This window comes from Chryseobacterium sp. MIQD13 (assembly GCF_050496705.1).
In the GTDB taxonomy this organism is placed as follows: domain Bacteria; phylum Bacteroidota; class Bacteroidia; order Flavobacteriales; family Weeksellaceae; genus Chryseobacterium.
Genome location: NZ_JBNWAF010000002.1, coordinates 30,707 through 42,623 on the forward strand (window position 1 = coordinate 30,707; position 11,917 = coordinate 42,623).

Genomic DNA, 11,917 nt, shown 5'->3' on the forward strand with positions numbered 1-11,917 from the left:
TTAATACAATCTTCACCCGCAAAGGTAAGATTTTTTTTTTAAGAAAAAAAAATATTTTATTTATTAACAAAAATATTATCCTCCGTTAATATAATTTCTTTCTCTTCACCTATTGAAAACATATAGTCTTCCAGTACTTTTTCAGTAGTTCCTCTTAAGCCTCTGGCACCCAATCCTTTTTCTATGGTCTCTTCTACAATCTTTTCAATAGCGCCATCAGTGAAAACCAAATTCGTGCCATCCATCTTGAAAAGTTCCACAAACTGATTAATAATAGAATTTTTTGGTTCCTTCATAATTCTTACCATAGTCTCTTTAGTAAGCTTATCAAGATAAGTAATGATTGGAAATCTTCCCAAAAGTTCAGGTATCAGTCCAAAAGAACGGAGATCAATTGCATTAATATGTGTTAATACATATTCATCTTCATCGGTTTTATTGATTTTTTCTGAACTGAAACCTATAGCCTGCTTGTTCATTCTTCTTTCAATAATCTCCTTGATCCCGTCAAAAGCACCTCCGGCAATAAAAAGGATATTCTGGGTATTTACCTGGATATATTTCTGATCAGGGTGTTTTCTTCCTCCCTGAGGCGGAACATTTACAATACTTCCTTCCAGAAGCTTCAGTAATCCTTGCTGTACTCCTTCTCCGGAGACATCTCTTGTAATACTTGGATTATCAGATTTTCTTGCAATTTTATCAATCTCATCAATAAATACAATTCCTCTTTCTGCTTTTTCCACATCATAATCGGCAACCATCAGAAGTCTGGAAAGGATACTTTCCACATCTTCCCCTACATAACCTGCTTCTGTAAGAATAGTAGCATCTACGATACAAAAAGGAACGTTAAGTTCTCTTGCGATAGTTTTTGCCAGTAAAGTTTTCCCTGTACCGGTTTCACCTATCATAATGATATTCGATTTTTCCAGTTCTACTTCCCTGTTTTCATCCTGAGCATGAAGCAGTCTTTTATAATGGTTGTATACTGCAATAGAAAGCTGCTTTTTGGCCTGATCCTGTCCAATGACATATTGGTTAAGGAATTCTTTGATCTCTTTTGGTTTCTTGAGTTCGTCTATATTGGCAGCGGGAGAAGATCCTGTCTTGGAAACGCTGTCTTTTACAATAACATGTGCCTGTTCGATACAATTCTCACAGATAAAGCCGCTCTGCCCTGAAATAAGCATCTGTACTTCATTTCTTTTTCTGCCGCAGAAAGAACATTGGTTTGAATTCATACTATATAATATATGTTAAAGAAAATCGTAAAAAATTTCTTTTTTACGATTTTATACTTTTAAGAATTAATAATTGAGTTTTGGATCTCTTTATATTCTTCATCTGTTAATTTAAGTCTTTCATTTCTGAAATTCATATCCTCCATCTTATTTAAAGGAATAAGGTGAATGTGTGCATGAGGAACTTCTAATCCCACAACAGCTACTCCTACTCTTACACAGGGAACTGCATTTTTAACTTTCTTAGCCACCTTCTGGGCAAATCCCCACAGATTTTTGTATTCCTCACTTTCCAGGTCAAAGATCAGGTCAACTTCTTTTTTAGGAACTACCAGTGTATGTCCTTTCACCAAAGGCATTGCATCAAGGAATGCTATAAAATTTTCATCCTCAGCAATTTTGTATGATGGAATTTCACCGTTAATGATTTTTGTGAATATGCTGCTCATTTTTAGAAGTTAAATTTAGATTGAAGTTGATTCAGAATAGGTCTTAAAGAGTAATATCCAGTACTTCGAAAGACAGTTTGTTTCCGTTAGGTAATGTAATATCCGCCGTTTCGCCAATCACTTTTCCAAGCAATCCTTTTGCAATCGGTGTATTTACAGAAATTTTCCCTGTTTTAAGGTCACTCTCGTTATCCGGCACCAATGTGAACACCTGCTCCTGGTTGGTTGCATTGTTTTTAAGTTTTACGGTAGTAAGGATTGAAACCTTTGAAGTATCTAATTGACTTTCATCTATGATCTTAGAATTTGCGATAGCATCTTTAAGCTTTGAAATTCTCATTTCAAGCATACCCTGAGCTTCTTTAGCAGCATCATATTCAGCATTTTCAGATAAATCTCCTTTATCTCTCGCTTCTGCAATCTGCTGGGTAATTTTTGGTCTTTCCACAGTTTCCAACTGTTCCAGCTCAGCTTTCATTTTCTCTTGTCCCACCTTTGTTACATAGCTTGCCATAATTTTCAAAATTTAGTTTTGGTATAAAAAAATAATCCGACATTTGCCGGACAATGTTTTACGTGTTATAATCGTTTAACTTTTACAAATATATAAAAATTTAAATTGAAATGAAAAAAACTTTTTCAATCCTATCTATTTTAACATTACTGATTTTCAGCAATTTAACCATAAACTCATGCGGAAGCAGAGAAGATACCGTAAACTGTTTCCCAAACAATCCTATTAATGTAAGTTTAAACCTGAACCTGCCTGCTTATAACAACCTCAACTATGATGGAGGCTGGATTTATGTGAATGAACAGCAATCAGGAACAAGAGGACTGATCGTAGTCCGGGTAGGAGATACTTTCAAGGCATATGACCGTAATGCTCCCCATATTTGCCCTGATGCCAATACAACCCTTGAGGTAAAAGATAATATCAGCATTCTGTGTCCCAAAGACAATACCCGATGGATCCTGAGAACAGGCCAGCCGGAGTCCGGGGCTGCAACTTCCCTTCCTCCTAAAACATATCCGTACAATTTTGATACTGCCACTAAAACTTTAAATATTTATTACTAAAAATGAAGATCGTTATACAAAGAGTTTCCGAGGCCCATGTAAAAGTAGACGGGAAAATCGTAGGTGAAATCGGGAAAGGACTGATGCTGTTGACAGGAATTGATGAAAACGATGAAAAGGCAGATGCAGACTGGCTTGTCCAGAAGGTCTTAAATCTAAGAATATTCGGTGATGAGGATGATAAGCTTAATCTTTCTGTGAAGGATATTTCGGGAGAAATTCTTTGTATCAGTCAGTTTACACTGATTGCAGATTATAAAAAAGGTAACCGTCCTTCTTTCATCAAAGCAGCAAAACCGGATAAAGCGGTCCCACTTTTCGATTATTTCAAAGAGGAGCTTGCTAAATCAGGATTAAAAACTGAAAGCGGAATATTTGGTGCAGATATGAAAGTATCCCTGGTTAATGACGGACCTGTAACCATCGTTATGGATTCAATCACCAAAAGCTGACAATCGAGAAACATAAACGTTTACTTACCCAAAATATCTTTCAGAATAACTGGAAGATATTTTTTTAACATTTTTTCTAAGCCAAATAAATTTCATCAATAAATACTTAAATAAAATCACAATATTGTGATTTTATTATTATTTTTGATACAAAATAAAACTGATTTACAACCACTTAACAATATATTTTATGAGAACAAAAATCAGACTTTTCGCATTACTTATCTTCATCTTTTCACTTTCCTACAGCCAGAAAAATGATGATTTAAACCCTAACATTTATGTGTGTTTTTCAAAAGATGTCAATTCTGAAAAAGCAGCACTTGACAGAAATCCGGCATTAGCAGAATTCGTTAAAGCGAATGAAATTTCATTTGTTAATGATCTGGGCTTTAACGACAGAAAACTTGAAGAAATGAGCCAAAACAGTAAAGCAAACGGTAATTCGGGTGAATCCGTTGAAAAACTGAAACGCATTTTCAGAGTAAATCTTCCTTTGCAAAACAATAAGGAAGCTGAAAACTTGGCCCGCACTCTTGAAAAGTTTCCCGAAGTAGAATATGTTTCTGTAATGAGCAGCACTCCTATCGAACCGCCATTCGTTAAAGCTTTTGTGGCAACTCCTGATTTAGAAAGTCTGCAGACTTATCTCAACGACAATCCGGGAATTAATGCAAAGTATGCGTGGTCCAGAGGAATCACAGGGCAGAATATCCGCATACACGATGTAGAATATGGCTTTTATAAAACTCACGAAATGCTTTCCAATCAAAATTCTATACAGCTGGAACCGGGATATTCACCCAATTCAGGTTTATCTGGGAATAATTACCGGGATCACGGAACAGCTGTGGTCAGTATTTTAGGTTCGGTAAAGGATAATATCGGACTTTCCGGAGCAGCCTACAATGCTTCTGAAATTAAAGGATATATGGAATGGACTACTGTAGGATACAACAGAGCAGCTGCAGTAAGCAGATCTATCAGTGCCTCGCAGGCCGGTGATATTATTCTATATGAAATGCAGACTGGCGGAAAAGACGGCCAGTACTGTCCTGCTGAATATGACAGTGTGATCTGGGACCTTACAAAAGCTGCTACAGACTCAGGAATTATTATCATTGCAGCAGCAGGAAACGGAAATCAGAACCTTGATGATCCTTTCTACGCTTCTTATATGGCAAGAGGAAACAGCGGGGCAATTATCGTTGGTGCCGGTTCTCCCAATACCACTCATTCTAAACTGAGTTTCAGTACCTATGGAAACCGGGTAGATGTACAGGGCTGGGGAAGCAATGTTCTGGCAGCCGGATATGGTTCATATCAAAAATATGACAACGATAATAACAGAACATACAATTATTTTAGCGGAACAAGCTCTGCTACTCCTGTTGTGGCATCCGCAGCTACTTTGATCCAGTCTTTTTACCGTCAGACTACAGGCCAGTATTTAACACCGGCTGCTATGAAAAATCTTTTAATATCCACGGGAATTCCTCAGGGTGGAACGGTTGCTAATCAGAAGATAGGCCCCTTACCCAATGTAAAGAATGCCATCCTACAACTGGAAAGCAATTTCTTACTTAAAGCAAAAAAAACTAAGATCCCGCTTTCTTTAGAGATTAAGATCTACCCTAATCCTGCTACCGATTATATAACTATTCATACCAACGAAAGTAAAAAAGTAGATTTTGAGATCATCAATATGCAGGGAAGATCCATAAGAAAGGGATCTGCTTTATCTGATGAAAAGATCAGCACTTCGGATCTTCTTGCAGGTCAGTATATCATTAATATTACAGAAGGTCAGCGAAGGGTCGTTGAAAAGTTCACCAAATTATAAACCGAATAAATACTGATATACAAAATATCTGTACATTGTATTTTAATTTACTGAAAAATGAATGGAGAAAAGGATTTACAGAAGCTTATAAAAAGTATGAAACCTAAGCATAATGCAGGCGAGTATGTTTTTTGTACAGTAAAAAATACCGAAATTTTAGATTTAGACCAGATTGAAATGTTTTTCAGGGAAGACGAGGGATTTACGATCATAGTCAAAAAGGAGCTTGCAGACAAATTGAACCTGGAATATTCCGTTATCATGGCATGGATCACATTAGCGGTGCATTCTTCTCTGGAAGCAGTAGGATTAACTGCAGCTTTTTCAAAAGCTCTTTCTGAGAATGGAATAAGTTGTAATGTAGTGGCTGCTTATTTTCATGACCATATTTTTGTAAATAAAAATCATGTGGAAAAAGCTATGGAAGTTTTAACAAAATTATCAGAATAATACTTGCACAGAAATATATTCAAAGCAAAAAACAATAGGCTGTCTTTTTCAAGGCAGCCTATTTATCTCTGTTTTTATAATATTAATTCGCAGGAACGCTGTTAAAATTAAGCGCTATCTTAAGGTTCATGTCTGAACTTGTCTGGTTTTTCAGTTCATAAACTGTTCTTACTGTAAGTCCTGAACTTTTTACAACCTCATCCAGATATCCTGTATCATTGATATCCAGATTTAAGCTGGAAGAGTCTGTCGTTATATTGGAACGTGACGCAACAAGCTTCTCACCTGTTCCACTGGACGAAACATAAACTTTCACAGATTTAATGGCGCTTAAGTTACCTCCCGAAGGAGAAACTACAGAAATCTTCGCATCAGAAATTCTTACATCTTTGATCTTTGCATTATTATTTCCTCCGAACCATGTCTGCACATTTGTGGCTGTAGATGTAGATGAAACTTCTTTATCTGCAGGCACTCCCGTAGAAACCAAAACATTGGCTGTATAAGGGAATGTATTCTGAACCAATGACTGTACAGTTCCGCAGCTTACGACCAATGCTGAAACTGCTGCTGTCATTAAAAATATATTTCTCATAACTTTAAACTTTAGGATTGAATTTGCAGAAATTATACCAAAGTAGTGTATCTTATTCTACACTTACATTAAATCCTCCTTTCGTATTACCGGAAGCCATATTACTTTTTCCGATAATCAGCCAGACTTCGCCTGTGCCTTTGGTTTCGTAAGTAATTTCTCTTCCGAAGGGCCCGTCATAATCTCCGTTAGGAAGCCTGATCTGGTTGAACCTGATATTAAAGTCTTTTTCATTGGTGGAAATTTTAGCTTTAATGCTCGGCTTGTCATAATGGGTTAGTTTTAAAATCAGTTCCTGCCCGTCTTTTGTAAACTCCTCCCCTAATGTAAAAGGAAGCTGTGTTGCATCTGCCGTTCTTATGATCTGCCCCTCTTTTTCGCTTCTCATCACGCCTTTACGAAGTACTTCTTTAGTAATGGGAGCATTGTTAATGATTGAATCTTTCTTTCTAAGGGCAGCAGAGTCTGCTTTCACTGCAGAATCCGGCATTTCTGTGACTATAGCAGAATCCTTGTTTGGAGTTTCCGTTATGGCCGGTTCTTTTTTACATGAAATAATAATCAATGGAATTAACAATAAGGATTTTTTCATAATAATTTAATCTTTTAATGTTTCAAAGTAAATGATCTTTGAAAGGAAAGATTTGGATGTTTCTGCTTTTACTTTTTCCTGTACTTTCTTTTTCAGCTGAGGATCATTTTTTTCTTCCGCATACTTCAGGAGTTCCTTTTCACTGAAGCGGATTTGTTCGAAGTGATAGTTTACCACAAAATCTTTACGTTTCATATTCTGGGAGGTAATAATTCCGCCCCAGTTTACATAACTGCATGCTAAAATTGTTCCATAAAAATACCAGGTCATTGTATTGAACAGGAATGCATTTCTTTTTTTCTTTTGAATTTTAATGAAAGTAAGAGCCAGCCCAACCAATGATAACAGGAGAAAAGCAAATACCCCCAATCTTTTGTAAGTGAATCCGTAACTGATGATATATTCGTAGTTTTTCAAGGCGGCAGAACACACGAGAATGGCATTCAGAATGATCCAGATTCTGGCGAGAATCTTCATCAGTTTTGCTTTAGGATCAAAATTAAAACCGGATTTAAAATAAAACATAATCACCAATACAGCCATAACTATCGACATGATTACAGCATTGACTCTTTCATGGGTTTCTTCCGAAAGCTGCACGGGAGTTTTTGAAATTTCATAAAACTGCTCGTAATTATAAGTGATGATAAAGAATACGAGTAAAATATTCAGGCAGAAGAAAGAAATGACACCACTGGTTCTCTCCGCATCAAGATCAAGAAAAGAATAGGTCGCTTTCTGAATTTTACTGTCGTCCTGAAAATCATCATCCAGCAAATGGTTTTTCTTATAAATAAATCGTTCCACTGCATAGTTCCAGTAATTGAAAGCAATGAAAAATCCCAGAACTGAAAGACCCAGTACCTGCCATATATTAATATCAAGTTCATAATCTCTAAAGACAGCTGCAAAATGATCACTTCCGGAAGAATAAATTCCAAAAAATATAGAGATAAACACCAGAGGAATAATGATGAATGCCAGAGTTTTCTGCCATACCCCGGAAACATTTTTTTTCGGCAGCCATTCGTCAAAACTAAAAAACCTGAAAAGGGAGGTAATAGTGTTGATAATAAAAACAGGAATCAGGAAAAGTATTTTCAGTTTCCTGTTTCTTGATCGGTAACCCAGCAAAAGAAGTGAACTTACAACCGCCAGCAGAGACGGAAAATCCCTGAACCATGCAAAAGCCAGACTTGACAGAATACTTGTAACAAAAAGTATCAGAAAAGTTCTGGTCCTGTTTTTTTCAGGAGTTTTGAATAAAGTCAGTAGCGCATACACGATGCCCAGAATACCAAGATTCAGTCCGATCTCCTGGTCATAGAATAAAATAACAAACAAGACGGCTGTAAGAAATATATGATGATGTGTTTTCATGATGGTAAAATTTTATCAATTAATAACTGAAGTTTAATTATTGTATAATCTGAAGATTGAGGGTATAATGATATACAGATAGATTATTGTGACCGGAATGTTGAAAAGAAGCAGCAGTGCAGAGTTTCCGGAAGCTTTTTTATTGGGAATATCATTCAGGAATTCTATAAGCTCATGGAACAGAACAAGCATATTGACCACCGCTGTAACTAAAACAAAGTAAAATCCTATTATTATGAGATAGTATGCATTTGTAATCAAAAAGAATAGTAATAATAACGTTCCTGATAAAAATGAGGAAAGGAAAACAACTCTACCGACTTTACTGAATTCTACTTTTTTCATAGTGTCTGATTAAAACAATACTGCTGTTTCTTTCTGCTGGATATAGTCTTTCAGGTGATCGAAATTCTGCCACAGCAGACTTTCAAAGTCCCAGTGATAAAATGGTCTCATGCTCTGCCCTTTTGTGTAGGCTTTCATATAGAGTTTCATATATTCCGGAAGGATAATTGTTCCCAGTACCACTGCTGCAAGAAGGTGAGCATTAAGCTTACCGTTCCCAAGGAGAAGGTACTGCATAGCAATCTCGTCCTCGAACTGGGTTCCGCAGCCTGTGATCAGGTGGTGAACATCATGGTTTTCCATTTTGGGAATCATTGAGAATCCGTGCTTTTTATAGAACTCACCCAGTTTTCTTCCCAAGGAATCTTCTTTGAATTTCAACAGCTGCTCCTCATTGAACTGCCACTGTCTTTTTTTCTTTTTAAAGTATTTTCTGTAAAGTTTCTGAGTTCTGTCGTATACGAAAAGCAGAAATTGAACGCGTATTTTTTTCATAGTGTATTATTTTAGATTAAATTAAGCCCTATAAAAGCATAAAGAATAGCTATAGGAATATTGATCATAAGTATACCAATAGCTCTAAGACATGCATCAGACTTTGACGTATGAATGGCTCCATAAATCAAAAATCCCAATGCAGCAAGAAAATTTAAAGCGGTTCCGAAGAAAAGTAAAAGAAAGCCTCCAAAAGCAAAATCTTCATTTCTTGTAATAAGATAGCCAAAGAGACAAATGCTTCCAAGTGCAAGACACCAACCAAAAATGCATTTTCCAATGTTTATAATTTCATGATCTTTCATAAATATAGTTTATTAAGCTTGAGTTAAAGTAAAGAGTGTAATTTCCGGACGCACCATAAATCTGATCTGAAAAGAATGACCAATAGCCCGGTTGATATAAAGCATTCTTCCATCCTGAAGATCTATTTCTCCTGATACATATTTTTTATTTTCTACAGGAAGAACAGGTGTGATAATTCCGGGAATACGGCATTGTCCGCCGTGAGTATGGCCACTTAGTATCCAGCCCTGATATCCGTTCCATATATCTCTGTCGCAGGCATCCGGGTTATGACAGAGTATGATATTCGCTTTTGAAGGATCATAGCTTTTCATCACCTCTTCCGGGTAAAAATTGGGGGACCACAGATCTTCAAAGCCTATAAAGTTCAGTCCGTGACTTTCTTTACTGTCATTTTTGAGCATATGGATTCCAAAGTCTTCAAGAATACCCGAAATACTTTCTGAGCATTCTGTATCATCCCAGTTTTTACCGTAATCATGGTTTCCAAGGATTCCAAATGTTGCCAGTTTACCGTGAACTGCATGCTCCATTACTTTCATCAGATCTTTCTGTTCTTTTTCGGTGCCATGATTCACAAAGTCTCCGGTGTACACCACAAAATCAGGGTTGAATTGCTGAGCTTTCCGGAAAGAATCGATCAGAAAATTCCAGTCGAAACGGTCTCCGACATGCAGGTCCGATATCTGCATTACTATTTTCCCATTCAGCGTTTCCGGGAGATTCTTAACGGGAAGCTTTCTTTGGACAAATTCTACCCAGAAAGGTTCTACCTGCCATGAATACAATGCCGGAAAAGCCCCTATCAGTGAAACCTGCATCAATCGTTTAATGAATTCTTTCCTAGTCATATTGAAATCAGCGTTTAACTTCCTGCGAACGGGCTTCCGAAAATCCCCACTGCCAACTCGATCCAGATCAGTGCAAGAGCCAATAAAATAAAGGCACAGATCAGGATCCTATGACCTTGCTTTTTGATTTTGCTTCTAATCAGATTGATGAAAAAAGCAGTTGTAAAAAGCAAGACTCCTGCAACCAGAAAATCTGTAGCTGACCAGTTCACTTCCTTAGAAAATATATTTCCCAACAATGGAATACTCAGTAAAGCCAATGGGAGAACATAAATCGTGATTGTTTTTTGTTTTTGTGTCATCATTTTATTTAATTTTTAATTATAAAGTACTTTGTGTTTCAAAGTTAATTTTCAAAAAAATATAACCTTTACCGCCCCAATAATTTTTCAAGTGCGTCCAGGTGTTCATTAAAAGCCTGTCTGCCATTCTGCGTTACACGGTAAGATGTTTTAGGTTTCTTACCTACGAATTCTTTTTTCACTTCGATATATGCAGCCTTTTCCAGAGCGTTGCTATGACTTGCAAGATTACCGTCTGTAATATCTAAAAGTGCTTTCATTTCAGAAAAATCAACCCAGTCGTTTACCATAAGAACGGACATAATGCCCAATCTTACACGGCTTTCAAATTCTTTATTGAGTTGATTTATTTTAATCATTTTAATACTATTTTATCTATACGTAAATAATCGTACAGTGCCGGATCTACAGCTATTGATTCTTTTGTTTTCTTATTCCTGACAACCACAAAATCGTGATCTTTAAAAAATTTCGAAGTGAAATATTTATTTATATTTTCATTCAAAAAATAAATTTCTCCTACTTCATGGCTTACTTCCCATTTGTCATCTAGCCCCAACACTGCAAGCCTATTCTTAATGGAAGCCGCTAAAAATGCAGAATATCCTATACAATTGGCCTTCTTTGTTTTTATAAGGATATTTGGATCGTTTGCACATGAATCGAAACTAAAACTAAGGACAGATCCTGTTTTATTAAAGTTTTCCTTAATAATATCCTCTATATTACTACTTCCATTATGCTCTATATATTTTTCATTTTTAAGAATATATATTTCTCTTTGCTTTATAACTTTATATCGAAAAAAGTATTGAACAAAAAACTTCGCCCGAAAATTCCAACAAAAATAAGGATTAACAATATCAACATTTTTTTCATTGTCAGACAGGAGCAATTTTTATTTGTATTTTTTATGCATGATCAAACCATACACAATATGCAAAACTCCAAAACCAATGGTCCAGAAGACAAGTCCCCAGCCTAAAAAAAACAGGGAAATCAGTCCCAGAACAATTTGACAATAGCCCAGATATTTAATATCCGTCAAAGTATATCTTTCTGCACCTACCAGGGCAATTCCGTAAAATATCAATGTCGCCGGTGCAATCCAAACGAACATATGATGAAAAAGAAGTGCAAGACAGAAGATTCCGCCTGTTACCAAAGGAACGGCAAACGTTGCCAGCAGGCGCTTTGTTGTTGCATCCCAAATCTTTTGGCCTTTCTTTTTGCTTTTATTGGCTGTAAAAATATAACCGCTTAATAAAGCTGTTATCAGAATCACTGTTCCGGTCAAAACAAGTTCTCTGACCAATGCTGGACCGAAAAAATTTCTGTCCCCATCAAAATAATCAATTCCTTCCCTCTGGAAAACAAAATATACATATCCGGCACCGATCAGGGCGGCAAGACCTGCAAAAACTCCGGACAGTCCGCTCAATGAAATAAATCTGGAAGACCGCTCCATCATGGAACGGATATGAGATAAGTCTTCGTGATAGTTTTTTGAATTCATAAAAAGAACTTTGAATT

18 protein-coding genes are annotated in these 11,917 nt (G+C 36.4%); 4 read left to right on the forward strand and 14 right to left on the reverse strand.

The features are described from left to right. Positions 1 to 56 precede the first annotated feature (56 nt). The 3 genes from clpX to greA are packed head-to-tail and all read right to left on the reverse strand — an operon-like array spanning position 57 to position 2,207. Positions 57 to 1,244, reverse strand: a complete 1,188-nt coding sequence (gene clpX, locus ACQWU4_RS07185) for an ATP-dependent Clp protease ATP-binding subunit ClpX (protein ID WP_429935106.1) — start codon at positions 1,242 to 1,244, stop codon at positions 57 to 59. 59 nt (positions 1,245 to 1,303) lie between these two features. Continuing rightward, a complete protein-coding gene (locus tag ACQWU4_RS07190; protein WP_429935107.1) occupies positions 1,304 to 1,693 on the reverse strand; it encodes an HIT family protein in 390 nt (129 codons plus the stop codon). Positions 1,694 to 1,736: 43 nt separating this feature from the next. Beyond that, positions 1,737 to 2,207 (reverse strand): transcription elongation factor GreA, encoded by a 471-nt coding sequence (gene greA / locus ACQWU4_RS07195; protein WP_040993748.1) that lies wholly within the window; start codon positions 2,205 to 2,207, stop codon positions 1,737 to 1,739. A gap of 110 nt (positions 2,208 to 2,317) precedes the next feature. Between greA and ACQWU4_RS07200 the strand changes: the two genes are divergently transcribed. From ACQWU4_RS07200 to ACQWU4_RS07215, 4 genes are all read left to right on the forward strand, one after another. Beyond that, complete coding sequence (locus ACQWU4_RS07200; RefSeq protein WP_429935108.1) at positions 2,318 to 2,773, forward strand: hypothetical protein; 456 nt, start codon at positions 2,318 to 2,320, stop codon at positions 2,771 to 2,773. Between the two features lie 2 nt (positions 2,774 to 2,775). Next, the gene (gene dtd, locus ACQWU4_RS07205) at positions 2,776 to 3,225 is read left to right on the forward strand and encodes a D-aminoacyl-tRNA deacylase (protein WP_429935109.1); all 450 of its coding nucleotides are present in this window, start codon (positions 2,776 to 2,778) and stop codon (positions 3,223 to 3,225) included. Between the two features lie 190 nt (positions 3,226 to 3,415). Beyond that, positions 3,416 to 5,068: a S8 family peptidase gene (locus ACQWU4_RS07210; RefSeq protein ID WP_429935110.1), complete on the forward strand. Its 1,653-nt coding sequence runs from the start codon at positions 3,416 to 3,418 to the stop codon at positions 5,066 to 5,068. 57 nt (positions 5,069 to 5,125) lie between these two features. Continuing rightward, positions 5,126 to 5,518: an ACT domain-containing protein gene (locus tag ACQWU4_RS07215; protein ID WP_429935111.1), complete on the forward strand. Its 393-nt coding sequence runs from the start codon at positions 5,126 to 5,128 to the stop codon at positions 5,516 to 5,518. An 82-nt stretch (positions 5,519 to 5,600) separates the two neighbouring features. On the opposite strand, the gene ACQWU4_RS07220 is transcribed toward ACQWU4_RS07215, so the two are convergent. From ACQWU4_RS07220 to ACQWU4_RS07270, 11 genes are all read right to left on the reverse strand, one after another. Next, a complete protein-coding gene (locus ACQWU4_RS07220; RefSeq protein ID WP_429935112.1) occupies positions 5,601 to 6,113 on the reverse strand; it encodes a hypothetical protein in 513 nt (170 codons plus the stop codon). 52 nt (positions 6,114 to 6,165) lie between these two features. Further along, on the reverse strand, positions 6,166 to 6,705 hold the full coding sequence (locus ACQWU4_RS07225) for a hypothetical protein (protein ID WP_429935113.1): 540 nt from the start codon (positions 6,703 to 6,705) through the stop codon (positions 6,166 to 6,168). 6 nt (positions 6,706 to 6,711) lie between these two features. Then, positions 6,712 to 8,085, reverse strand: a complete 1,374-nt coding sequence (locus ACQWU4_RS07230) for a DUF4173 domain-containing protein (RefSeq protein WP_429935114.1) — start codon at positions 8,083 to 8,085, stop codon at positions 6,712 to 6,714. A gap of 33 nt (positions 8,086 to 8,118) precedes the next feature. Beyond that, the gene (locus ACQWU4_RS07235) at positions 8,119 to 8,430 is read right to left on the reverse strand and encodes a hypothetical protein (protein WP_429935115.1); all 312 of its coding nucleotides are present in this window, start codon (positions 8,428 to 8,430) and stop codon (positions 8,119 to 8,121) included. Positions 8,431 to 8,439: 9 nt separating this feature from the next. Further along, the gene (locus ACQWU4_RS07240; RefSeq protein ID WP_429935116.1) at positions 8,440 to 8,925 is read right to left on the reverse strand and encodes a Coq4 family protein; all 486 of its coding nucleotides are present in this window, start codon (positions 8,923 to 8,925) and stop codon (positions 8,440 to 8,442) included. A gap of 11 nt (positions 8,926 to 8,936) precedes the next feature. Further along, positions 8,937 to 9,230: a hypothetical protein gene (locus tag ACQWU4_RS07245; RefSeq protein WP_429935117.1), complete on the reverse strand. Its 294-nt coding sequence runs from the start codon at positions 9,228 to 9,230 to the stop codon at positions 8,937 to 8,939. 12 nt (positions 9,231 to 9,242) lie between these two features. Then, positions 9,243 to 10,082 (reverse strand): metallophosphoesterase, encoded by an 840-nt coding sequence (locus tag ACQWU4_RS07250; RefSeq protein WP_429935118.1) that lies wholly within the window; start codon positions 10,080 to 10,082, stop codon positions 9,243 to 9,245. 14 nt (positions 10,083 to 10,096) lie between these two features. Continuing rightward, a complete protein-coding gene (locus tag ACQWU4_RS07255; protein WP_429935119.1) occupies positions 10,097 to 10,387 on the reverse strand; it encodes a hypothetical protein in 291 nt (96 codons plus the stop codon). Positions 10,388 to 10,452: 65 nt separating this feature from the next. After that, positions 10,453 to 10,743: a winged helix-turn-helix domain-containing protein gene (locus ACQWU4_RS07260; protein ID WP_429935120.1), complete on the reverse strand. Its 291-nt coding sequence runs from the start codon at positions 10,741 to 10,743 to the stop codon at positions 10,453 to 10,455. Beyond that, positions 10,740 to 11,279 carry a hypothetical protein gene (locus ACQWU4_RS07265; protein WP_429935121.1) on the reverse strand — a complete coding sequence of 180 codons (540 nt, stop codon included), beginning with the start codon at positions 11,277 to 11,279 and terminating at the stop codon, positions 10,740 to 10,742. The genes ACQWU4_RS07260 and ACQWU4_RS07265 overlap by 4 nt, the downstream gene beginning before the upstream one ends. Before the next feature lie 3 nt (positions 11,280 to 11,282). Further along, entirely contained in the window at positions 11,283 to 11,900 is a 618-nt protein-coding gene (locus ACQWU4_RS07270; protein ID WP_429935122.1) for a hypothetical protein, read from the reverse strand. Between the last annotated feature and the right edge of the window lie 17 nt (positions 11,901 to 11,917).